Here is a 23638-nt window from a genome sequence, read left to right as displayed (position 1 = left end):
CGCGCGTGGCCGGTCGTGGGGCCCGCCGTCGGTACGCCGTGCACGCGCGCGTGGCCCGTTCACGGGCCCTCCGCCGGGACGAACCGCACGCGCGCTCCCGGTGACAGCAGGGCGGCCGGTACGCGCGTGTGGTCCCACAGCACGGCGTCCGTCGTTCCGATCAGCTGCCAGCCGCCCGGCGAGGAACGCGGATAGACGCCGGTGTAGGGGCCGGCCAGGGCGACCGCGCCGGCCGGGACCGTCGTGCGCGGGGTGGCCCGGCGCGGCACGTCGTAGCGGCCCGGGAGTCCGGTGAGGTACCCGAAGCCCGGTGCGAAACCGCAGAAGGCCACCGTGAATTCGGTGCCCGCGTGGATGCGGCCCACCTCCGCGCGGGGCACACCCCAGTGCGCGGCGACCTCCGCGAGGTCCGGGCCGTCGTAGCGCACGGGCAGTTCGATCGGTCCCCGCGCGCGGGGCGGCGCCGACGGCACCGCGGCGGAGGTCAGTTCGGCGGCCCGGCGGACCGGGTCGTCCAGGCCGTCGAGGAGGACCGTCCGGGCCGCCGGCACGATCTCGCGCACGGCCAGCGAGCCCTCCGCACGGCGCCGCAGCAGCTCCGCATGGAGGGCCTGCGCCTCCTCGCCCGAGGCCACCTCGACGAGGAGCGCGTCGTCGCCGACGGGAAGCGTCCTCACGCGAAGGCCTCCACCCGCACCCCGGCCGCCAGCAGTCGCTCGCGCACCCGGCGGGCCAGGTCCACCGCGCCGGGCGTGTCGCCGTGCAGGCACAGCGAGCGGGCGCGCACCTGGACGCGCGCGCCGGAGTGCGCGGTGACCTCGCCGGAGCGCGCGAGGCCCACCGAGCGCTCCACGACGGCCTGCGGGTCGGTCACCACGGCGCCGTCCCGGCCGCGGGGCACCAGCGTGCCCTCGTCGGTGTACGCGCGGTCCGCGAACGCCTCCGTGACGGCCGGCAGCCCCGCCCCGGCGGCCAGCTCCAGCAGCCGCGAGCCGGGCAGGCACAGCAGGGGCAGTGAGGCGTCCGCGAGCAGCACACCGTCGATCACCGCCCGGGCCTGCTCCTCGTCGTGCACGACCCGGTTGTAGAGCGCGCCGTGCGGTTTGACGTACGCCACGCGCGCCCCGGCGGCCCGCGCGAACACCTCCAGGGCGCCGATCTGGTAGGCCACTTCGGCCGCCAGCTCGGCGGGCGGCACGTCCATGGCGCGCCGCCCGAACCCGGCGAGGTCCCGGTAGGAGACCTGCGCGCCGATCGTCACCCCGCGCTCGGCCGCCAGTTCGCACACGCGGCGCATGGTCGCCGCGTCCCCGGCGTGGAACCCGCAGGCCACGTTGGCGCTGGTGACGACGGACAGCAGCTGTTCGTCGTCGGTCAGCCGCCAGCGGCCGAAGCCCTCGCCGAGGTCGGCGTTCAGATCGATCGCGGTCATGGTGCTCTCGTGTCTCCGGTTCGTGTGCGCTCAGGTGCGGTCGGGCCCGCGGGTCGGCGGCACCGGTGTCAGTCGACGCCGACCAGCCGGTACTGCTCGTCGCGGGCGTCGGTCAGGAACATCTGCCCCGGTGCGTGGGTGATGGCGAACGGCGGCCTGGAGGCCATGACCGCCGCCTGCGGAGTCACCCCGCAGGCCCAGAACACCGGGATGTCGTCGTCGTCGAGGACGACCGGGTCCTCGAAGTCGGGCCGGTCCAGGTCCTCGATGCCGAGGGCGGCGCAATCTCCGCAGTGCACGGGGCCGCCGTGCACGGCCGGCAGGAGGCTGCTCTCCCGGATCGCGGCGCGCAGGTGCTCGGGCGGCACCGGGCGCATCGACACCACCATCGGGCCGCGCAGCCTGCCCGCCTCCCGGCACGCGCGGCCGGTCGCGTACATCGGCACGTTGCGGCCCTGCTCGACGTGCCGGATCGGCACGCCCGCCCGGGCCAGCGCCCACTCGAAGGTGAAGCTGCACCCGAGCAGGAACGACACCAGGTCGTCCCGCCAGTACGCGCGCGCGTCCGTCGGCTCGTCGACGAGTTCGCCGTCCTGCCACACCCGGTAGCGGGGCAGATCGGTGCGCAGGTCCGCGCCCTCGGCGAGGACGGTCGTCGCGGAGCCGGCGTCGGTGACGTCGAGCAGCGGGCACGGTTGGGGATTGCGCTGGCAGAACAGCAGCATGTCGTAGGCCCAGTCGGCGGGTACGGCGATCAGGTTGGCCTGCGTGTGGCCCGCGGCGACCCCGGCCGTGGGTCCGGCCAGGCCCTCGCGGAAACGGGCCCGCGCGGTCTGCGGGCTCCACGCGTGCGCGTGCTCCTGGGCCGTGGCGACCGGTCGGTCCTCGGTACGATGCGGCCGCGTCACGCCAGTTCCCTTCCACGGGTCTCCGGGAGCCCGAGCAGCGCGAGGGCCGCGAGCCCGTAGCCGAGCGCCCCGAAGACCAGCGCACCGCCCACGCCCCAGCTGTCCGCGAGGAAGCCCACCAGGGTCGGGAACACCGCGCCGACCGCGCGCCCGGTGTTGTACGTGAAGCCCTGGCCGGTGCCGCGCACCGCCGTCGGATACAGCTCGCTCAGGTAGGACCCGAAGCCGCTGAAGATGGCCGACATGCAGAAACCGAGCGGGAAGCCGAGCACCAGCAGCAGGGTGTCGGCACCGTGCGGGATGTTCGCGTAGGCCAGGACGCACACCGCCGACAGCAGCGCGAACAGCCAGATGTTGTTCCGCCGGCCGAGCCGGTCGGTGAGGTGGCCGCCGGTCAGGTAGCCGAGGAACGCGCCCGAGATCAGGAACGTCAGGTAGCCGCCCGTGCCGACGACCGACAGGCCGCGCTCGGACTTCAGGTACGTGGGCACCCAGGTGGCCAGCGTGTAGTAGCCGCCCTGCACGCCCGTGGAGAGCAGGCTCGCGAACACCGTGGTGCGCAGCAGACCCGGGGCGCCGTTCCGGCCCGGGCGGAAGATCGCCGCGAACGAGCCCCGCGCCGGGTCCTGTTCGCGGGCCGCCGTCGCCGTGGGGGCGTCGTGGACCCGGCGCCGCAGCCAGACCACCAGCAGCGCGGGCAGCGCGCCGGTCCAGAACATCACGCGCCAGGCCAGGTCGTCCCCGACGAAGGTGAAGACCAGCGTGTAGACGCCCGCGGCCAGCGCCCAGCCGACCGCCCAGGAGCTCTGGACCGCGCCGAGCGTGCGCCCCCGGTGCCGGGCGCTCGCGTACTCGGCGACCAGGATCGCGCCCACCGCCCACTCGCCGCCGAAGCCGAGCCCCTGGAGCGCGCGGAAGACCAGCAGCGTCTCGTAGCTGGGCGCGAAGCCGCAGGCCACCGTGAAGACCGCATACGTGATCACCGTGATCATCAGGGCCCGGACCCGGCCGACCCGGTCCGCGACCACCCCTGCCACGGCGCCGCCGACCGCGGACACCACCAGGGTGACCGTGGTGAACAGGCCGGTCTGGCCGCTGCTGAGGCCGAAGTACGCGGAGAGCGCCACCATGCTCAGCGGCAGCGTGAAGTAGTCGTAGGAATCCAGGGCATATCCGCCGAAAGCTCCGGCGAAGGCGCGTCGGCCACGCGGACCGAGGGCGCGGAGCCAGCCGAACGCGCCGTCGTCGGCGGTGTGTTCGCCGTGCGCCGGCCGTACGCCGGAGGGGGCCGGCCGGGGCGGTGGTGTCGTGCTCATGGGCACCTCGCAGTAGGGGGACGGAGGGTGCTGAGAAGTGAGCCGTGCGGAGCACCGTAGGGGATCGTTCAACGATCCTTCAATACCTACGTTGTTTCGTTCCGGTGCGTGCGATTGAATTCCGGGCATGGCAGAGCAGCTGGCGGGACTGGCCGACGACCGCGCCCTCCTGGGGCGCACGAGCACGGCGGAGCGGGTTTCGGACATCCTCAGAAGCCGCATCGCCGACGGGTACTTCCCACCCGGCACCCGGCTGTCGGAGGACGGGATCGGCGGGGCGCTCGGCGTCTCCCGCAACACCCTGCGCGAGGCGTTCCGGCTGCTCACGCACGAGCGCCTGCTGATCCACGAGCTCAACCGGGGCGTGTTCGTCCGGGTGCTGACCGTCGAGGACGTCGAGGACATCTACCGCACGCGCTCCCTCGTCGAGTGCGCCGTCGTCCGCGGCCTGGGCGAGCCGCCCTACCCGCTGCACGGACTGGCCTCCGCGGTCGCCGAGGGCGATGCGGCGGCCGCCGACAATGACTGGAAAGCGATGGGCACGGCCAACATCCACTTCCATCAGGAACTGGTCGCCCTCGCCGGCAGCGAACGCACCGACGAACTGATGCGCAGCGTCTTCGCCGAGCTGCGGCTGGCCTTCCACGTCGTCGACGACCCGCGCCGGCTGCACGAGCCGTACCTCGCCCGCAACCGCCGGATCCTCCAGGCCCTCCAGGCCGGTGAGCGGACGACGGCGGAACACCTGCTGCAGACCTACCTCGCGGACTCCCTGGAACGCGTGGTCGAGGTGTACCGGCGCCGGGTCGGCGAAGAGGGCGCCGAGTAGGAGCACCCCGACTCCAGGGGGGGCCAAACCGGCGGAGCCTCTCGTTTGGGTCGATGTCAGACCGAGGACCTAGTCTGTGCACCGTGACTTCGCCTGCATCGACGGACAGCGTTCCGCCCCAGCTCAGCGTGGGGCCGCGCCCGGCGCCGGGCCCGGCCGCCGACGAGGGGCTGGCGCGTCGGCTGCGCGCGCTCGCCTGCACCGCGCCGCTGCACGACCTCGACGCACGCAAGGCCAACCTGGCCGGCGAGTACTCGGTGTACGGGATGGCCGAGGTGGCACTGGCCGCCATCGACCTGGTCACGCTCAACATGGACTTCGACACCGGCGCCGACCACGAGCAGATCGTGGCCCGGCTCGTCCCGCGCATCGGCGCCCAGGCCCCCCACCGCCCCACCGCCGAGCACGAGCGCGTGGCCCGCTGGGTCCTGGAGAACCTGATCAACGTCGGCAGCGTCGACCGCGGCTTCCGCGCGGTCTACGGCACCTTCGCGCCGGACGGCAGCTACGTCCGGCGGGACTACGACTTCAAGCTGATCGAAGAGGTCCCCGGCCCCGGCGGCACGGTCTACCTGCGGACCACCGACGAGGCGGTCAACGTCCTGGTCGGCGCCCTCGACACCGACGTCACCAGCGCCCAGATCGCCGCCGAGGTCAAGCTCGAGGTGCTGATCAACCGCGGCCGCCTCGCCGACGCCCAGCTCGCCGCCGAGCAGGCCCGCTACCGCACGGTGCAGTACTCCGAGACCCTGCGCCGCGCCCTCGACGCCACCCGGCGCAACGTCCGCGCGGTGGACTGGCTGGGCGCCGTGCCCGACATGATCGCCGAGGCCCTGGACCACGTGGCCGAGCGCTACCGCCACGAGAACGCCATCCTCACCAACATCCGCAAGGCCCGGGACGAGACCGAGGACGCCGAGCACAAGCGCCGCGCCGCCGAACTGGTCGACATCGTCAAGGACTGCATCCGGCGCCACACCCAGCTCCAGTCGCGCCTGCTGGAGGCCGGCCCGCTGTTCCGCGCGGAGCAGGACCGGCAGGCCTTCGCCACCCCCGCGACGACCTCCGGAACGGATCTCTACGGCCACCTCGTCGCCCCCCTGCTGCCGCTGCCCCTGGAGCAGGCGATCCGGGTCACCGACGCGTTCTTCGCGCACGGCACCGGCCTGCGGACACCGGTGTCGGTGCGCGTCGCCGACCTGGTCGACATACTGCTGACGCCGCCGGTGGAGCGGGAGCACCTGGGCGCGGAGATGCCCGAGCCGGACCTGATCGCCACACCGGACGACAGCCGCTTCAGCGAGGAGCAGCTGGCCGCCGCGACGGACCTGCTGGACCTCCCGGCGGACGCGCCCCGGAGACTGTCCGGGCTGCTCGCCGAGGCACGCCGGACGGGCGACCCCGATCTGGCCTACCTCGTCGCCCTGCTGGCGGTCCACGCCGCCAGCCCCGCGGTGGGCACCGCCTACCGCCAGGGCGAGGAGAAGCTGCTGTTCGCCGTGGACGACGGGACGGAGCTGGACGACCCCGAGTTCGGCGGGGCGGACCTGATCGTCGGGACGGCCCTGCTGGACGCGGCGGGGATGGCGGCCGACAGGACGGAAGCAGCATGAGTGACCGAGAACGTGACAAGGAGTCAACGCCGTGAGCGAGCACGTCGAGTGGAGTGACACGGAGGCCCCGGGCCCGTCGGCATCCGCCGCCGTCACCCCCGCCGACGCCGCCGACGCGGCGCGGCTCGTCGCCTTCGGACTGCAGCCCAAACTGCAGCCCGCCCGCGACCAGGAGTACGCGGACCTGCTGCGCCGCTACCGCGACGACCCGCCCTTCGCGCGGCTCGCGGACGCGGTCGCCGCCGGCCTGGGACTCGTCGTGCTGGAGGTGTCCCCGCGCGCGGGCATGGCCGTGACGGCCGCCGAGGACTCGGTGTTCGCCGTCCGCATGGGCGACTACGCGCGTCGCACCGCCGCCGACGCCGGCGACCGCTTCCTGCACGGACTCGCCCATCTCGCCGTCGCCGCCCTGGCGTTCCCGCGCCCCGAGGACCTCGCCGACGACACCTACATCGGCCGCGTCTCGGTCAACGGCGTCGACGCCTTCGTCCGGCAGGCATGCCGGCGCCTGGAGGAGCGCGCCGAGGAACACGGCGTGAACACCGACCCGGCGACGGACGCCCCCGGCCTGGAGGCCGCCTGGCGGATCTGGGCCCGCCGCAGCGCCACCGGCGCCACCAAGGACGCCCGCCGCCCGGCCGCCTCCACCACCGGCATGGTCGCGAAGGCGGTGGTCTTCCTCACCGACTCGGGGTTCCTCCAGCGCACCGGCGACGACAACGGCGGCACCTACCGCACCACGGCCCGCTACCAGCTCCAGGTGCGCGACATGGCCGGTGGCGCCGCCATGGCCGAACTGCTCGACCTGGGTGTCGTCCCGGTCACCGACGGCACCGCCAGCCTGCTGCCGGCCGAGGACACCGACGACCTGGAACTGGTGGCCGACGCCGGTCTCCCCTTCCACGCGCCCTCGCACCCCTGAACCCCCTGAACCGCCAGAAGACTGACGAGAGTCCGCCATGTACGAGCTGTCCCGGGTCCGCCTCTACTCCATCGGTCCCGCCGGTGCGCGCTACGCCGACACCGTGCTTGACCTGCGGGGCGTGGGCCAGCCCGTGCCCGACCCGGCGCCCACCCAGGCGGAGTTCTTCGCGGAGGAGCCGTCCGGGCCGCCGCGCCGGCCGGCCCCCGCGGGCGTGCTGTTCCTGGAGAACGGCGGCGGCAAGTCCGTCCTGCTCAAGCTGATCTTCTCGGTGATGCTGCCGGGCCACCGCAACACCCTCGGCGGCGCCAGCTCCGGCGTGCTGCGCAAGTTCCTGCTCGCCGACGACTGCGGGCACGTGGCCCTGGAGTGGCAGCACGTGCAGACCGGCGAGTGCGTCGTCGTCGGCAAGGCCAGCGAATGGCGCGGTCGGCAGGTCTCCAACGACCCGCGGAAGTTCGCCGAGGCCTGGTACTCCTTCCGGCCCGGCCCCGGACTCAGCCTGGACAACCTGCCCGTGGCCGAGTCCACCGCCGTACGGCCGCCCGTCGAGGGCGCCTCCGGCGCCCGGGGCCGCCGCCGCACCATGAAGGGCTTCCGCGACGCCCTCACGGAGGCCGGCAAGGCCTACCCGCACCTGGAAGTGCACTGGGAGGAGATCCACGACCGATGGATCGAGCACCTCGGCGACCTCGGCCTCGACCCCGAACTCTTCCGCTACCAGCGCGAGATGAACGCCGACGAGGGCGAGGCGGCCGGTCTCTTCGCCGTCAAGAAGGACTCCGACTTCACCGACCTGCTGCTGCGCGCGGTCACCGACACCCGCGACACCGACGGCCTCGCCGACCTCGTCAGCGGCTTCGGCAACAAGCTCGGCAGGCGCGCCGAACTGATCGCCGAACGCGACTTCACCGCGGGCTCGGTCGACCTGCTCGGACGCATCGTCGAGGCCGCCGGCGCCCGCGGACGCGCGCGTGACGTCCACGCGGGCGCCGAGCGCCGTACCCGCACACTGGCCCGACGGCTGTCCGCGCGGGCCGTGCGGGAACGGGTACGCGCCGCCGACCTCGCCCAGCGGGTCACCGCCGCCGCGTACAGCGTCACCCACTCCGAAGGCGCACGCGAGCGCAGCGCCCTGATCGCCGCCGAACTCGCCTACCGGCACGCCTCCCTGGCGCTCGCCGCCGCGGAGAGGTCCGCCGCGGCGCAGAAGCGCGAGCTCGCCGACGCCCGCACCCTGCACTCCGCCTGGCAGGCCGCGGAAGCCGTACTGCGCCACCGCGCCGCCGCCGACCGCGCCGCGCGCGTGTCCGCCGCCATCCAGGAGGCCGAACGCGACGCGGCCCCCGCGCTCGCGGCCCGCGCCAAGGCCGCCGTGGACCTCGTACGGGCCCTGCAGGCGGCCGCGGAGAGCGCCGAGGCCCTCGCCAACGAGGAGGAGGAGCGCTCCGCCGCCCTCCAGGAGGTCAGCGACTGCGCCTACCGGGACTCCACCTCGGCCGCCACCGAGGCGCAGCGCGCCCGCAGCGAGGCCGGTCACCTGCGCCAGCGCCTCATCGAGGTCGAGCAGGAGACCGCCGAGGCCGTCCGCGCCGGCTGGCTGGACGACAGCTCCCCGGACGCCGACCCGGCACGCGCCGCGCTCGCCGCCAGCGACGCCGAGAAGACCGCCGTGGCCGCCTGGGACGCGGCCCGGGAGGCCGCCCGCAGGACCACCGAGCACGCGCGCGAGGCGGCCTCCGCCGAGTCCCGCGCCGAACTGACGGCGGCCCGCGCGGCCGACGCCGGTACGGCTGCCGAGCGCGCCCACGAGGCCGAGCGGCGCCTGGCCGAGTCGCTGGCCACCGAGGAGCGGCTGGCGGAACTGCTGAGCCTGCCGGGCACACCCGGGGCGGCACGCGTGGGTGTGCCCGCCCCCAGGACCGGAGCGGACGACGGCGCACCGGACACACCGGCCGCGGACCCGGCGGCCCCGGCCGAGAGTCCGCTCACCGCCGAGGAACTCGACCGGTTCGCCGACGAGTTGCGCGCCCTCCTCGACGACGCGGTGTCCGCCGCCGAACGGCACCTCTTCGAACTGCGCACCGCAGCCGCCGACGACTCCCGGATCCTCGGCGCCCTCGGCGACGGCGGACTGCTGCCGCCCGGCCCCGACGTCCTGGCCACCGTCGAGTTCCTCGGCGAGCACGGCATCCCCGCCCTGCCCGGCTGGCGCTACCTCGCGCAGGCCGTCGACCCCGCCGACCACGCGCGCGTGCTCGCCGCCCGCCCCGAACTCGTCGACGGCGTGATCATCACCGACCCCGGCACCCACGCGCGGGCCCGCGAGGCCCTCGGCGACGCCGCCCTGCTGCCCCGCTCCGCCGTGGCCGTCGGCACGGCCGCGGCCCTGCTCGCCCCGACCCCCGCCGACGACGCCGGCCCCGGCGACGTCTTCCTCGTGCCGCCGAACCCGGCCATGCACGACGAGCACGCCGCCGACGAGGAACGGCAGGCCCTGCGCGCGCGGGCCGGCGAACGCGACGAGGAGATCCGCACCCTCGCCACCCGGCTCGGCAAGGACCGTGAACTGGCCGCCCGGCTCGCCTCCTGGCGCACCGGCTGCCCCGCGGGGCGCCTCACCGAACTGACCCGCGCCGCCGAGGAGGCCCGCGCCTTCGCCGAGGAGACCGAGGCCGAACTCGCCGAGGCGCGGACCGCGCGCGCGGAGGCCGACGAGGCCGCCGCCGAGGCCGCGCAGATCCGCGACGAACGGCAGGAGGCCGCGCAGAAGGCCCGCCGCGCCGCCGACGCCCTGGCCGGACTCGCCTTCCGGCTCCGCGAACGCGCCGGCTGGCAGGCGAAGCTGCGCGAACTCGCCGACGACGCCACCGAGTCCGAGGCCCGCGCCCAGACCTGTCTGGACCGCGCCCGCGCCGCCGACGAGGACCGCCGGGGCGCCCAGCGCGCCGCCGACGACGCCCGCCGCACCGCGCGCGCCCTGCGTGCCGAGCGCTCCGAGATCGCGGGCGCCCCCGACGAGGTACCCGACGACGGCGCGGACGCCCCCGAGGCGTCCCTGCCCGCCCTGCGCGAGGCCTACCGGGCCGCCTCCCAGCTGTACGAGAAGGTCGGCGTCGGCGCCGACCTGCGGGCGGAGCAGGCCCGCGCGGAGAGCGACGAGAGCGCCGCCCGCGCCGAACTCGACCGGCTCAGCAACAAGGTGCGCACCCGAGCCGAGCAGCTGCTCCAGTCGCCCGACGGCTCCGACGGACCCTCCCGGCAGGCGGCCGCCGCCCGCGCCGAGGAACTGGTGCAGCTCCTGGAGACCCGGATGTCGACCGCGAGCGAGCAGCTCGGCCGGCTGCGCGGCGAAGCGGAGCGGCACGCGCCCGAGGACGGCGAGGCGCACACCGAGCTGCCCGAGGAACTCCTCCCGCGCGACGCCGAGCACGCCCAGGCGCTGCTGCGCACGGCCACGGCCGAACTGGCCGCGCGCGCCGAGGCGCTGGCCGGGGCCCGCGAGGCGCACGCGGAGCTGCTGGAGGCCCACCGCGCCGCCGAGGACGCGGCCGGCGGCTTCGACGAGATCGCCGCCATGCTCCGCGACCTGCTCCGCGAGCACACCCCCGACGAGGAGCAGGAGGAGCCGGAGCCGTACCCCGGCAGCCTGGAGGAGGCCCGGCACTCCGCCGCCGAGGCCCGCCGCTCGCTGCGCGGCTGTGCCGCCGACCTGTCCGCCGCCGAGGCCGGCGTGCGCGAGGCGAGCGACGTCCTCGTCCGGCACGCCAACTCCACGCGCTACGAACAGGTCCGCACGCCCGCCCGGCAGCAGATCCGCGAACTGCCCGCCGCCGCGCTGCCCGAGCACGCCCAGAAGTGGGCGGACGCCTTCGCGCCCCGGCTGCGCGTCCTGACGGACGAGCTCGCCCAGCTGGAGCGCAACCGGGACTCCATCGTGGACCGGCTGCGCGGACTCGTGGAGTCGGCGCTGGCGACCCTGCGGTCCGCCCAGCGGCTCTCCCGGCTGCCCGAGGGCCTGGGCGAATGGTCCGGGCAGGAGTTTCTGCGCATCCGCTTCGAGGAGCCCGACCAGGCCACGCTCACCGAACGGCTCGGCGACGTCATCGACGACGCCACGCGCGCGGCCGTGAAGAAGAACTCCGACCTGCGCCGCGACGGCATGTCCCTGCTGCTGCGCGGCGTCGGGGCGGCCCTCCAGCCGAAGGGCGTCGCCGTCGAGATCCTCAAGCCGGACGCGGTCCTGCGCGCCGAACGCGTCCCCGTCGGCCAGATGGGCGACGTCTTCTCCGGCGGCCAGCTGCTCACCGCGGCCATCGCCCTGTACTGCACGATGGCCGCCCTGCGCTCGAACGACCGGGGCCGCGACAAGCAGCGGCACGCGGGCACGCTCTTCCTGGACAACCCCATCGGCCGCGCCAACGCCACCTACCTGCTGGAGCTCCAGCGGGCCGTGTCGGACGCGCTGGGCGTCCAGCTGCTGTACACCACCGGCCTGTTCGACACGACGGCGCTGGCCGAGTTCCCGCTGGTCATCCGACTGCGCAACGACGCCGACCTCAGGGCGGGCCTGAAGTACATCAGCGTGGAGGAGCACCTGAGGCCCGGCCTGCCGCCACAGCCGCAGGCGGGCGAGGCGGGCCACAGCGAGATCACGGCGACCCGGATGTACAAGAAGCCGGCCGGCAGCACGTCGTGAGGGGCGCGGGCGCGGCCACCGCCGTCCGGCGGCCGCCCCGCGACCTCAGGTGCCGAGTCGGTGCGCGTCCTCCTTCAGGAGGTCCGCGCACTTCTCGCCGATCATCATCGTCGTGATGCACGGATTGACGGCGATCAGGTCCGGCATCACCGACCCGTCGGCCACCCGCAGCCCCTCGACGCCCTTGACCCGCAGCCGCGCGTCGAGCGGGGCCGCGGGGTCGTCGTCCGCTCCCATCCGCACGGTGCAGGACGGGTGGTAGACGGTGTTGTGCGTGCGGCGGATGTAGTCCAGCAGTTCGTCGTCCGTCCGGACGTCGGGCCCCGGCGCCAGCTCCGCGCCCGCCCAGCCGCTCAGCGCGGGCTGGGCCGCGATGCGGCGCGCCAGCCTCAGCCCGTACGTCATCACCCGCACGTCGTGCTCGTGCGTGAAGTACCGGGGGTCCACCTTCGGCTTGTCCCGGTAGTCCCGGGTCCGCAGCCGTACCGTGCCGCGCGACCTCGCCCTCGTCACGTTCGGCGTCAGGCAGAACGCGTTCTCGGACGTGGGGTAGCCCCAGCGTGCGGTGTTCATGTCGAACGGCACCGAGCCGTAGTGGAACATCAGGTCGGGCCGGTCGAGTCCGGGCTCGGTGTCGTAGAAGACGCCCGCCTCCCACCACTGGCTGGACGTGGCGGTCATCGGGCGCTTCGCCTCCCACATGATCACGCCCTCGGGGTGGTCCTGGAGGTTCTCGCCGACGCCCGCGGCGTCGACGACCACGTCCACCCCGACCTCCCGCAGATGGGCGGCCGGGCCGATGCCCGAGAGCATCAGCAGCTTCGGGGAGTCGATCGAGCCGCAGGAGAGGATCACCTCGCGCCGCGCCCGCACCGTGCGGGTGTGCACCAGGTCGGGGTCCAGGTACTCGGCGCCCACGCACCTGCGCCCCTCCAGCACCAGCTTCCGGGCCCGCACCCCGGTCCGGACGTCGAGACGGGGGCGCTTGCCGAGCACGGGGTGGAGGTAGGCCACCGACGAGGACTGACGGACGTTGTTCTCGTCCGAGTTGATCTGGAACCAGTTCGCCCCGCGCACCACGGTCCTGCCGGTGTTGAACGGGACCGTCGGGATGCCGGCCTGCGCACACGCCTCCAGCAGCGCCGCACCGCACGGGTCGCCGCCCTTCAGCGTGCGCAGCCTGACGGGGCCGGTGCGGCCGTGGTGGTCGCCGGGCGCGTCGTTGTTCTCCAGCCGCCGGTACAGCGGGAACAGGTCGGCCGCGCTCCAGCCCGTACAACCACGGGCCGCCCAGTCGTCCAGGTCCTCCGCCGGCGCCCAGAAGGCGATGCAGGAGTTGTGCGAGGAGCAGCCGCCCAGCACCTTCGCGCGCGCGTGACGCAGGAAACTGTTGCCGGTGGCCTGCGGTTCGACCGGGTAGTCCCAGTCGTACCCGGACTCCAGCAGGCCCATCCAGCGCTCCAGCCGCAGCACGGCGTCGTCGCCGACGTCGCTCGGACCCGCCTCCAGAACGCACACCGTCACCGCGGGGTTCTCGGTCAGGCGTGCCGCCACGACGTTGCCCGCGGTTCCGCCGCCCACCACCACGTAGTCGAACTCGTCGATGCTCATATGACCTCCTGGCCGGCCGGGAACGGGGGAATCAGTCGGACGCCGGAGCGGCGAGGGGAGCGGCGGGCGCGCCCGGCGGCACCTCCGAGCGGTGCTCGGCGAGGACGCCGGTGCGATGGCGCTGGACGAACCAGTAGTAGGCGAAGCCGCCGCCCGCGATGACCGCGACGAACAGCACCGCGCCCCAGCGCAGGTACCAGTGGTAGGGGGCGCTCGCGTTGTAGACCGCGGTGCGGGGCCAGATCAGGTTGACCGTCATGGCGGCGCCCCACACCACCGCGACGATGTTGACCGGCAGCCCCCAGCGGCCCAGCGAGAACCTGCCCCCGCCCGCCGGCTGCCACTTTCCGCGCAGCCGGGCCACCAGCATGGGCGCGGTGACGCCCAGGTAGGCGAGGTAGATCATGACGATGCCGATGCTGGTGACGACCGTGAAGATCTGCGGCTGGCGGATGTTGACCACGAGGATCGCCAGCGCCAGCACACCGATGATCACGGCCGGCAGGACCGGGGTCCGGAAACGGGGGCTGACCCGGGCCAGCAGCGAGGACGCGGGCAGGTTGTTGTCCCGGGCCATCGCGAACGCCAGGCGGATCGCCGCCGTGTGCACGGCCAGCGCGCACACCGTGACCGCGATCAGCACGCACCAGAGCATCGCCTTGCCGGCCGTCGGCCCGAGCACGTCGAGCACCACGTACTGCAGCCCGTCCGTGGACAGCTTGTCGCCCTTGAGGCTGGAGACGCTCATCAGGGCGAGCAGCAGCACCAGGCCGCCCAGGACGAAGGAGGCGACGATCGCGCGGATGATGGCGCGCGGGGCGTTGCGGGACGGGTCCAGGGACTCCTCGCCGAGCGAGGCGGCCGTGTCGAAGCCGTACATGACGTACGCCGACGCCAGGGAGGCCACGAGGAAGGCGCCGAGGTAGCCGGTCGAGTACCCCGCGCCGGTGTGGTTCGTCTCCATGACGACCTGCGGGCCGCGGGTGATGTGGACGGCAAACAGGACGATCAGTACGACGGTGGCGATCAACTCGATGAACACGCCCGCCGTGTTGATCGTCGCCATGAGCTTGACGCCGAACGCGTTGACCAGCGTGGTGAACAGGATCAACACGGCCGCCAGGACGACGGCGTTGGTCGCCACGTCGTACTTGCCGGTGCCGTCCCCGACGAACTGGAACGTGGCGGAGATCTGCGGCAGCGTCAGCTGGTAGGCGAGCGCGACCGCCGCGATGGACACGATCAACGCGATCAGCATCATCCACCCGGCGAGCCAGCCGAGATGCGGATTGCCGATCTTCTTCGACCAGTTGTAGACCGAACCGGCCACGGGGTAGCGGGCGGCCAGTTCCGCGAAGCACAGGGCCACCGCGAACTGCCCGCCGAACACCATGGGCCACGACCACCAGTAGGCGGGGCCGCCGCTGCCGTAGCCGAAGTAGAACAACTGGAAGGTGCCGGTCAGGATGGAGATGTAACTGATCCCGGCCGCGAAGGTGTGGAAGGTGCCCAGAGTGCGCTTGAGTTCGGGCCGGTAGCCGAACTCGGCGAGTTCGGCGTCGTCCCGGTGGTGCGGGCCTGGCGATTGCTCGGTGGTCGTCATGAGCGGACTCCTCTGGCTGTCAGTCGAACCAGCCCTGTGGTGCCGGCGCCGTGTTGCGCCAGATGTGTTTCGTCTCGCGGTACTCGGCGAGCCCCGCCGGTCCGAGTTCACGCCCGAACCCGGACTGCTTGTAACCACCCCACTCGGCCTGCGGCACGTACGGGTGGTAGTCGTTGATCCAGACCGTGCCGAGACGCAGCCCCGCCGCGACCCGGGCCGCCCGGCCCTCGTCGCCGGTCCACACGGCGCCCGCGAGGCCGTAGACCGTGTCGTTGGCTAGGCGCACGGCCTCCTCCTCGGTGGTGAACCGCTCGACGGTGAGCACCGGCCCGAAGGATTCCTCCCGGACCACCGACATCCCGCTCGTGCACGCGTCGAGGACGGTCGGCAGGTAGTAGAAGCCCTCGTCGAGGCCGGGTCCGGAGGGCCGGGCGCCGCCGCAGCGCAGTACCGCGCCCTCCGCGAGCCCCTTCGCCACATGGGCCTCGACCTTCGCCCGGTGGGCCGCCGAGATCAACGGTCCGGTCCGCGCCCGCTCGTCGAACGGGCCGCCCGGCCGGATGCCCCGCGCCCGCCGGACGACCTCGGCCGTGAACCGCTCGTGCAGCGAGTCCTCCACCAGCAGCCGGGCCCCGGCGGAACACACCTGGCCGGAGTGCAGGAAGACGGCGGTCAGCGCCATGTCGACCGCCGCCTCGAAGTCGGCGTCGGCGAAGACGACGTTCGGGTTCTTGCCGCCGAGTTCGAGCGCGACCTTCTTCACCGTGCCGGCCGCGGCCGCCATCAGCAGGCGCCCGGTCGCCAGACCGCCGGTGAAGGAGACCAGGTCGACGTCCGGATGGTCGCCGAGCGGTGCGCCCGCTTCCGGACCGGCGCCCAGCACGAGGTTCCCGGCACCCGCCGGCAGTCCCGCCTCCGCCAGCAGCCGCAGCAGATGGATCGCGGTGTGCGGGGTCAGCTCGCTCGGTTTGAGCACGAAGGTGTTCCCCGCGGCCAGCGCCGGGGCGACCTTCCACGCGGTCTGCAGCAACGGGTAGTTCCAGGGCGTGATCAGGGCGCACACGCCGACGGGCTCGTGCACCACGCGGCTGTCGACACCGTCCCGGCCGGTGTCGATCACCCGCCCGCTCTCGCACGCGGCCAGCCGCCCGAAGTAGCGGAAGCAGCCGACGACGTCGTCGATGTCGTAGGCGCTCTCCACCAGCCGCTTGCCCGTGTCCAGGGACTCGGCGCGGGCCAGGGCGTCCTTGTCGCGGAGGAGGAGATCCGCGACCCGCAGCAGCAGATCCCCGCGCTCCGAGGGCGCCGTGCGCGGCCAGGGGCCGGTGTCGAAGGCCCGCCGGGCCGCCGCGATCGCCTCCACCGTGTCCTTGCCTCCGGCCTCGTCCACGACCCCCACCAGGGAGCCGTCGGCGGGACAGCGGATCTCCCGGGTGCGCCCGTCCAGGGCGCCCCGCCACACTCCGTCGACGAAGAGGTCAGGCACGGGAGCCTCCCAGCCGGTCCAGCAGCCACTCGTGGAAGATCCCGATGTGATGCTCGTTGGGGACCAGCACACCGCCGTCGCGGTACGCGCGCGACGACATCGCCGGCTGGGTGCGCTCGCAGGCCGCGAAGTCCTGGACGTTGACGCGGTGGAACAGCTCCACCGACTTGGACACGTCCGCGCCCGACGCCACCACCTCCGGCGCGTACAGCCAGTCGCACTCCACGGCCGTGCGGTCCTCGGCCAGCGGGAACATGCGGTGCAGGATGACGTGGTCGGGCACGAGGTTGACGAACACCGTCGGCTTGACCGTGATGGCGTAGTAGCGGCGGTCCTGCTCCTCGCCCAGCTCCGGCAGTCGGGTGAAGCCCGCGCTGCCGTCCACCGTGAAGCCCTGGACCTCCTCGCCGAACCGCGCGCCGTGGCCCACGTAGTACTGGGCCGCGTATCCGTCCGCGAACTCCGGGAGCACCTCGGTGAGTTCGGGGTGGATCGTCGCGCAGTGGTAGCACTCCATGAAGTTCTCGACGATCAGCTTCCAGTTGGCCCTCACGTCATAGGTGATGCGTCTGCCGAGCGCCAGGTTGTCCGTGCCGTAGTGCTCGATCGCGGCCGCGTCGCCGAGCCGTTCGACGGCGGCGTGCATCACCGTGTCCTCGAAGGAGGGCGGCGCGTCGGCGAGGCACACCCAGGCGTAGCCGAGCCATTCGCGCAGGGCCACCTTGATCAACCCGTACTCGACCCGGTCGACGTCCGGCATCTTGATCAAGCTGGGTGCGGCGATCAACCTGCCGTCAAGGTCGTACGTCCATGCGTGGTACGGGCATTGCAGGCCGCGCCGCACCTCGCCGGACTCCTCGGTGCACAGCCGGGCCCCCCGGTGCCGGCACACATTGAGGTACGCGCGCAGGTCACCGGTCCGGGTGCGGGTGACCAGGACGCTCTCGCGGCCCACCTGGACCGTACGGAAGGCGCCCGGCCCGGCCAGGTCGGCGCTGCGGACCGCGCAGAACCACAGGGACTCGAAAAGGGCCTCCTGTTCCTGCCGGAAGACGTCCGGGTCGGTGTAGTAGCGACCCGGCAGCGTCGCGATGAGGCTCGGGGGGATCGGGGTCGTCGTCACGGGCGTGCTCCTCGTTCGGATGAGCCTCAGGCGGGCGCGGCGGCGAGGCGGGCGGGGTCGAACAGGCCGATCGGGTGCGCGGTGGAGCCGGTCAGGGCCGGGGCGGCCAGGATCTCGCCGACGACCGGGACGAACTTGACGCCGTGCCCGGGAAACCCGCAGGCGACGGTCACCGACGCCGGGTGTACCGGGTGCCGGGCGATCACGAAGTGCGTCCGACCGTCACCCCGCCGCAGAGCACGGCGATCTCCCGGCCGGTGGCACGCGCCACACGACTGCCCGGTGGTCCGGGAACCGCCGTGGCTGGGGCCGCGGCTGTGCACCGGACCGAACCTCTCCGGGCCGAGGACGCGGGCGCCGCGCGCGGACAGGTGGTGGGCGGCGCCGACCGTGCCGCCGAGACCGATGACGACGACGTCGTAGGACGGTGACACGGGGCCTCCTAGCGGCGGATGCGGGTCATCTTCGGGTCGAACAGCGGCTCGTCGGCGACGGTGGCCGCGACCTTCTCGCCGAAGTAGACGACCTGGACGCCCGTGCCGGTGGGCAGCCCCGCCGGGAGCCAGGCGTAGGCCACACAGCGGCCGAGGGTGTAGCCGTACGACGCGCTGGTCACGTAGCCGGCGGGGACGCCGTCGACGTGGACGGGCTCCTTGCCGAGGACGACGGCCGCGGGGTCGTCGAGCAGGAGCGGGGTGAGCCGCCGGGTGGGCTCGGGCAGTCCACTCAGGGCCTCCTGGCCGACGAACTCCTCCTTGTCCATGCGGACCGCGAAGCCGAGGCCCGCCTCGAAGGGGGTGTGCTCGTCGGTCATGTCCGTGCCCCAGGCCCGGTATCCCTTCTCCAGCCGCAGGGAGTCGAAGGCGGAGCGGCCGGCGGCGATCACGCCGAGCTCCTGTCCGGCCTCCCACAGCGTGTCCCACAGCCGCAGGCCGAGGTCGGCCGTGGTGTACAGCTCCCAGCCGAGCTCGCCGACGTAACTGAGCCGCATCGCCGTCACCGGCACATGCCCGACCCAGGTCCGCCTCACCCGGAAGTAGCCGAAGCCCTCGTGCGAGAAGTCGTCCGCGGTCAGCGGCTGGACCAGGGCGCGGGCGAGGGGGCCCCAGACGCCGACGCAGCAGGTGCCGGAGGTGATGTCCCGGATCCGCACGTCGTCCGGCGCGTACCTCAGCAGCCGGTCCAGATCGGCGGGGGAGTTGGCGCCGATCTGGAAGCGGTCGGGCGCGAGGCGGGCGACGGTGAGGTCGGAGCGGATGCCTCCGGTCTCGTCGAGCAGCAGGGTGTAGGTGACGGCGCCGGGTTTCCGGCGGAGGTTGTTGCTGGTCATCCGGTCGAGGAAGGCGAGGGCACCGGGGCCGGTCACCTCCAGGCGGCGCAGCGGGGTCATGTCGTACAGGGCGACCTTCTCCCGGGTCGCCATGGCCTCGGCGGCGGCGATGGGGGACCAGTAGCGGGCCGACCAGGCGTCACGTTCGGGAAGGCCGCCGTGGTCGCCGTGGTCGCCGTGGTCGCCGGGACCGTCGAGGCCGCCCGGGCCGTCGAGGAGCGCGGCGTTCGCCTCGTACCAGTGCGGGCGCTCCCAGCCCGCCCCCTCCAGGAAGAAGGCGCCGAGCTGCTGTTGACGGGCATGGAAGGGGCTGACGCGCAGCGGCCGTGGACGCTCCATCGGCTGGAGGGGGTGGAGCACGTCGTACACCTCGACGAACTGCTGTGAGCCGCGTTCACGCACGTACGACGGTGAACGCTGCACCTCCTCGAACCGCGTGTGGTCGCACTCGTGCACGTCGAGGGACGGCCGTCCGTCGACCATCCACTCGGCCACCGCCCTGGCCACACCGGCGGAATGGGTCACCCAGACCGCCTCGGCCAGCCAGAAACCGCGCAACTGCCGAGTCTCCCCGAGGACGGGCATACCGTCCGGCGTGAACGAGAAGACCCCGTTGAAACCGGCCTCGATCCGCGACTCCCGCAGGGCGGGCAGCAACCGCCGGCAGTCCTCCCAGCTCGGCGCCCAGTCCTCGGCGGTGAACGGATACGAGGACGGCATCGGCATGTCCCGGGCACGTGCTTCGTCGTACGCCGGTACGGCGAACGGGTCCACCGGCATCGGCCGGTGCGCGTACGAGCCGATGCCGATGCGGTCGCCGTGCTCGCGGAAGTACAGGTCGCGGTCCTGGAAGCGGAGGATCGGCCGGGTCGCCTCTGCCGCGGCACCGCTCAATTCGGGCAGTGGAGCGGTCTTCGCGTACTGGTGGGCGAGGGGTTGCAGCGGTACGTCGACACCGGCCATGGCGCCGACGACTGGGCCCCAGAAGCCGGCCGCCGAGACCACGTGGTCGGCCGGGAAGGTGCCCCGGTCGGTGACGACCGCGGTGACCCGGCCATGCTCCCGCTCGATACCGGTGACCGTGTGCCGCTCCAGGAAGCGGGCGCCGCGCGCGGTGGCCCGGTCCATCTGGGCGCGGGCCGCGAGCAGGGCCCGGGCCAGGCCGTCGTCCGGGGTGTGGAGCCCGCCGAGGACCATCGACTCGTCCAGCAGGGGCCAGAGTTCCTTGCAGCGGGCGGTGCTCACGACCTCGGCGCGGATGCCCCACGAGGCGGCGTAGCCGGCTCTGCGGTGCAGCTCCGCCAGACGCTCGGGGGTGGTGGCCAGTTCCAGGCCGCCGACCTGGTCGAAGCAGGCGACACCGTCCACCTCGAGGGAACGGAACTTCTCCACCGTGTACTTGGCGAACTCCGCGAGCGTCTTCGAGGGACTGGTCCGGAAGACGAGCCCGGGTGCGTGCGAGGTCGACCCGCCCGGGGCGGGCAGGGGGCCCTGTTCCAGGACGGTGACGTCGGTCCAGCCCCGGCCGGTCAGCTCGTCGGCGAGGGAACAGCCGACGATGCCGGCACCGATGACGACGACGCGCGGGCTGGGGGCGGGCTGGTGGTCGGGGGTGCGGGCGGCCTGGTGGGCGGGGTGGCGGAAGTCCTCGGCTGTGCTGGACATGCCCCTCCTCGTGGTGGCGGGGAACGGGAATGGTGGCGGGACGGCGGCCGCGGGAAGCCGTTCAGACGGCGGGGAGGTGCGCCCGCTCCGCGGCGGTTGCCGCGAAGGTGCGGGACCGCGGTTCGTGCTCCTCGGACGGCAGCAGGACTGGCGCACCGGTCGGGACGGAGGGCACGGGCGCCTTCCGCGGCCTCGGTGCCCCCGTGCTCACAGGACCACCACCGAGCGCAGCACCTCACCCCGGTGCATCTTGCCGAACGCCTCCTCCACCTGGTCGAGGGCGATGGTCTCGGACACGAACGCGTGGAGATCGAGCAGGCCGTACAGGTACTGGTCGATCAGGTACGGGAAGTCCCGGCTCGGCAGGCAGTCGCCGTACCAGGAGGACTTGATGGCGCCACCGCGCGAGAAGACGTCGATCAGCGGGAGTTCGATCCTCGTCCCGGGGGAGGGGACGCCGACCTGGACCAGCAGCCCCGCGTGGTCGCGCATGTAGAAGGCCTGCTCGAAGGTCTCCGGGCGGCCCACCGCGTCGATCGCGATGTCCACACCGTGTCCGCCGGTGAGTTTCCGGACCGCCTCGACCGGGTCCACGCCCCGGGAGTTGACGGTGTGGGTGGCGCCGAACCTCTCCGCCCGGTCCAGCTTCCTGTCGTCGATGTCGACGGCGATGACCTTCATGGCACCGTTCAGACAGGCTCCCGCGATGGCCGCGTCGCCGACACCGCCGCAGCCGATGACGGCGACCGAGTCGCCCCGGCCGACCTTGCCGGTGTTGACCGCCGCGCCGTACCCGGCCATCACCCCGCAGCCGACGAGACCGGCCGCCTCGGGCCGTGCGGCCGGGTCGACCTTCACCGCCTGACCTGCTGCGACCAGCGTCTTCTCCGCGAAGGCACCGATCCCCAGGGCGTTGCTGAGCGCAGTGCCGTCCGGCAGGGTCATGGGCTGGGCGGCGTTACGGGAGTCGAAGCAGTACCAGGGCCGGCCACGGCGGCAGGAACGGCAGCTGCCGCAGGGTGCGCGCCACGCGAGGACCACGTAGTCGCCGGGCTTCAGATCGGTGACACCCGTTCCGACCTCGGCGATGGTGCCGGCCGCCTCGTGCCCCAGCAGGAACGGGAAGTCGTCGGTGATCGCGCCCTCCCGGTAGTGGAGATCCGTGTGGCACACCCCGCAGGCCTGTACGTCGACGAGGACCTCGCCGGGTCCCGGATCGGGAACCACGATCGTCCGCACCTCCACGGGTGCGCCCTTCTTCACGGCGACTACGGCACGGACCTCGTGTGGCACGACAAGCTCCTCTGCTGTTGCGCATTGCACGATGGGTTGCGTGATGGGGAACATATTGAGAACGCCGTCACGGAGCCGTCAAGAGGTGCGTGCCAACCCTTGGGCAAAGGGAACCCGCGGGACGAGACCCGTCGGACGCACAACGGCGCGGGACCAGGTACGTCCTGGTCCCGCGCCGCGGTCCGAGCGTGGTGAACGCCCCGCCGTGTCCGCCTGCCGCTCCGTCAGAAGCCGTACCCCATACGGCGCGAGAGCACCGCGCCCGCCGCCACCGTCCGCTTCGCCACCTCCGGCAACCGGTCCGCGTTCAGCCGGTACACCGGTCCCGAGACGCTGATCGCCGCGATCACCTTCCCGTCGTGCGCGCGCACCGGTGCCGCCACGGCCGCGAGACCCAGCTCCAGCTCCTCGACGGTGAGGCCGTAGCCCTGCTCGACGACGGCCTCCAACTCGGCGCGCAGCATCGTCGCGCCGGTGACCGTCCGTTCCGTGAACCGCGGCAACGACCGCGCCAGCAGTCCTTCACGCAGGGTGGGCGGCATGTGTGCGAGCAGCACCTTGCCGCTTGAGGTGGCGTGCAGGGGGGTGCGTCTGCCCAGCCAGTTCTGCGCGGTGACCGACGCGGTGCCGCGGGCCTGCATGATGTTGACCGCCGCATCGTCGTCCAGTACGGCGATGTTCACCGTCTCGCCCAGCTCGTCGGCGACCTCGCGGCAGACCGGGACACCCTCCTGGGAGATGTCCAGCCGCACCGCCGCCGCGCCCGCCAGACGCAGGACGCCGGCGCCCAGGTAGTACTTGCCGCGGTCCTTCGCCTGGGCAACCAGGCCGCGGTTCTCCAGGACGCCGAGCAGCCGGAAGGCCGTGGACTTGTGCACGTCCAGCTCGTCGGCGATCTCGGTGACGCCCGCCTCGCCGTGCCGGGCGAGGATCTCCAGCACGCTCACGGCGCGGTCCACGGACTGCACCGCACTGGCCGTGCCGCGGCCGCCCTGCCTCCCGGCGGGCCCCGGGTTCTCCGTGGTCTCCTCGTTGCGGTCGGACTGCTTGTGCGCGCGGGTCATGGCTGAACTCTCACCACCTGGGGGCCCGGTTCGGGCCGCATCTGCGGGAAGTGCTTGACGCGACGGTCGTCCCGCCCGGATTCTGTTGCGCATGGCGCCGACTGATGCGCCATGCGAAACATCATGGTACCGAAGTGTCCGGATCCCGGTAGGATCCCGGACCACCGGGACCACCTGCACGACCCGGGCGGGCGAGGTCCCGCACCCGGACCGGCCAGTGTCCGCCACTCCCGCACCGCTTCCTCGGGCCGGACCGGCCGACGGCCGGATTCCCGCCCGCACCCTGACGCCTGCATCGAGCAGGTCCCGGACCCGGCGTCCGGGACCGAGAGGGGGGCCCGTGATTCCCGTCTGCCGCCTCGAAGACCTCCCCGAGGGGGAGGCCCTCCGCGTCGAAACCACGCCACCGATCGCCGTGTTCCACACCGAGCACGGCGAGCTGTACGCCATCGACGACACCTGCACCCACCAGGACGCGTCGCTCTCCGACGGCTGGCTGGAGGGCTGCCAGGTCGAATGCCCGCTGCACGCCGCGTCCTTCGACCTCCGCACCGGCGAGCCGACCTGCCTCCCGGCCCGGCGCTCGGTCCGCACCCACCGCGTCACCGTCGAGGACGGCGTGATCCACGTCCACCTCACGGCGGAGGAGGGCACGGCCGCATGAATCCCGCCGAGCACCGGCCGAGTCCGCCCGCCCCGGCGTACACCCCCGTCTCCCGGGCCTCCGTTCCGTCGGGAGGGGCG

General features: G+C 73.3%; 16 protein-coding genes and 1 pseudogene. 5 read left to right on the top strand and 12 right to left on the bottom strand.

The window, feature by feature from the left end:
• Window positions 1-59: 59 nt before the first annotated feature.
• The 4 genes from ACF08B_RS34115 to ACF08B_RS34100 all read right to left on the bottom strand — a co-directional run bounded on the left by ACF08B_RS34115 (window position 60) and on the right by ACF08B_RS34100 (window position 3656).
• Window positions 60-677 (bottom strand): allophanate hydrolase subunit 1, encoded by a 618-nt coding sequence (locus ACF08B_RS34115; RefSeq protein WP_392320928.1) that lies wholly within the window; start codon window positions 675-677, stop codon window positions 60-62.
• Window positions 674-1432 (bottom strand): LamB/YcsF family protein, encoded by a 759-nt coding sequence (locus ACF08B_RS34110; protein WP_392320927.1) that lies wholly within the window; start codon window positions 1430-1432, stop codon window positions 674-676. Before ACF08B_RS34110 ends, ACF08B_RS34115 begins: the two co-directional genes overlap by 4 nt.
• Before the next feature lie 68 nt (window positions 1433-1500).
• A complete protein-coding gene (locus ACF08B_RS34105) occupies window positions 1501-2340 on the bottom strand; it encodes a putative hydro-lyase (RefSeq protein WP_392320926.1) in 840 nt (279 codons plus the stop codon).
• The gene (locus ACF08B_RS34100; RefSeq protein ID WP_392320925.1) at window positions 2337-3656 is read right to left on the bottom strand and encodes an MFS transporter; all 1320 of its coding nucleotides are present in this window, start codon (window positions 3654-3656) and stop codon (window positions 2337-2339) included. Before ACF08B_RS34100 ends, ACF08B_RS34105 begins: the two co-directional genes overlap by 4 nt.
• A gap of 127 nt (window positions 3657-3783) precedes the next feature.
• Between ACF08B_RS34100 and ACF08B_RS34095 the strand changes: the two genes are divergently transcribed.
• The 4 genes from ACF08B_RS34095 to ACF08B_RS34080 all read left to right on the top strand — a co-directional run bounded on the left by ACF08B_RS34095 (window position 3784) and on the right by ACF08B_RS34080 (window position 11719).
• On the top strand, window positions 3784-4485 hold the full coding sequence (locus ACF08B_RS34095; protein ID WP_093479260.1) for a GntR family transcriptional regulator: 702 nt from the start codon (window positions 3784-3786) through the stop codon (window positions 4483-4485).
• Window positions 4486-4568: 83 nt separating this feature from the next.
• Complete coding sequence (locus tag ACF08B_RS34090; protein WP_392320924.1) at window positions 4569-6098, top strand: hypothetical protein; 1530 nt, start codon at window positions 4569-4571, stop codon at window positions 6096-6098.
• Between the two features lie 31 nt (window positions 6099-6129).
• Window positions 6130-7020 carry a hypothetical protein gene (locus ACF08B_RS34085; RefSeq protein ID WP_392320923.1) on the top strand — a complete coding sequence of 297 codons (891 nt, stop codon included), beginning with the start codon at window positions 6130-6132 and terminating at the stop codon, window positions 7018-7020.
• 37 nt (window positions 7021-7057) lie between these two features.
• Window positions 7058-11719 carry a hypothetical protein gene (locus tag ACF08B_RS34080; RefSeq protein WP_392320922.1) on the top strand — a complete coding sequence of 1554 codons (4662 nt, stop codon included), beginning with the start codon at window positions 7058-7060 and terminating at the stop codon, window positions 11717-11719.
• Window positions 11720-11764: 45 nt separating this feature from the next.
• Here ACF08B_RS34080 and ACF08B_RS34075 read toward each other — a convergent pair whose 3' ends face one another.
• The 8 genes and pseudogenes from ACF08B_RS34075 to ACF08B_RS34040 all read right to left on the bottom strand — a co-directional run bounded on the left by ACF08B_RS34075 (window position 11765) and on the right by ACF08B_RS34040 (window position 22894).
• Window positions 11765-13330 carry a GMC family oxidoreductase gene (locus ACF08B_RS34075; RefSeq protein ID WP_392320921.1) on the bottom strand — a complete coding sequence of 522 codons (1566 nt, stop codon included), beginning with the start codon at window positions 13328-13330 and terminating at the stop codon, window positions 11765-11767.
• A 31-nt stretch (window positions 13331-13361) separates the two neighbouring features.
• Window positions 13362-14933, bottom strand: a complete 1572-nt coding sequence (locus ACF08B_RS34070) for an APC family permease (RefSeq protein WP_392320920.1) — start codon at window positions 14931-14933, stop codon at window positions 13362-13364.
• A gap of 19 nt (window positions 14934-14952) precedes the next feature.
• Window positions 14953-16419: an aldehyde dehydrogenase family protein gene (locus ACF08B_RS34065; protein ID WP_392320919.1), complete on the bottom strand. Its 1467-nt coding sequence runs from the start codon at window positions 16417-16419 to the stop codon at window positions 14953-14955.
• The gene (locus tag ACF08B_RS34060) at window positions 16412-17542 is read right to left on the bottom strand and encodes an aromatic ring-hydroxylating dioxygenase subunit alpha (RefSeq protein ID WP_392320918.1); all 1131 of its coding nucleotides are present in this window, start codon (window positions 17540-17542) and stop codon (window positions 16412-16414) included. Before ACF08B_RS34060 ends, ACF08B_RS34065 begins: the two co-directional genes overlap by 8 nt.
• A gap of 26 nt (window positions 17543-17568) precedes the next feature.
• Window positions 17569-17754 (bottom strand): annotated as a pseudogene (locus tag ACF08B_RS34055) (N-methyltryptophan oxidase); the annotation flags it as partial.
• Between the two features lie 230 nt (window positions 17755-17984).
• The gene (locus tag ACF08B_RS34050; RefSeq protein WP_392320917.1) at window positions 17985-20537 is read right to left on the bottom strand and encodes an FAD-dependent oxidoreductase; all 2553 of its coding nucleotides are present in this window, start codon (window positions 20535-20537) and stop codon (window positions 17985-17987) included.
• Between the two features lie 207 nt (window positions 20538-20744).
• On the bottom strand, window positions 20745-21830 hold the full coding sequence (locus tag ACF08B_RS34045) for an S-(hydroxymethyl)mycothiol dehydrogenase (RefSeq protein WP_392320916.1): 1086 nt from the start codon (window positions 21828-21830) through the stop codon (window positions 20745-20747).
• A gap of 224 nt (window positions 21831-22054) precedes the next feature.
• Window positions 22055-22894 carry an IclR family transcriptional regulator gene (locus tag ACF08B_RS34040; RefSeq protein WP_392320915.1) on the bottom strand — a complete coding sequence of 280 codons (840 nt, stop codon included), beginning with the start codon at window positions 22892-22894 and terminating at the stop codon, window positions 22055-22057.
• 340 nt (window positions 22895-23234) lie between these two features.
• On the opposite strand from ACF08B_RS34040, the gene ACF08B_RS34035 reads away from it, so the two are divergent.
• Complete coding sequence (locus tag ACF08B_RS34035; RefSeq protein ID WP_392320914.1) at window positions 23235-23558, top strand: bifunctional 3-phenylpropionate/cinnamic acid dioxygenase ferredoxin subunit; 324 nt, start codon at window positions 23235-23237, stop codon at window positions 23556-23558.
• The last annotated feature ends 80 nt before the right edge of the window (window positions 23559-23638 follow it).

This window comes from Streptomyces sp. NPDC015139 (assembly GCF_043079785.1).
Taxonomy (GTDB): domain Bacteria; phylum Actinomycetota; class Actinomycetes; order Streptomycetales; family Streptomycetaceae; genus Streptomyces; species Streptomyces albidocamelliae.
This window is presented reverse-complemented; position numbering and strand designations above follow the sequence as displayed.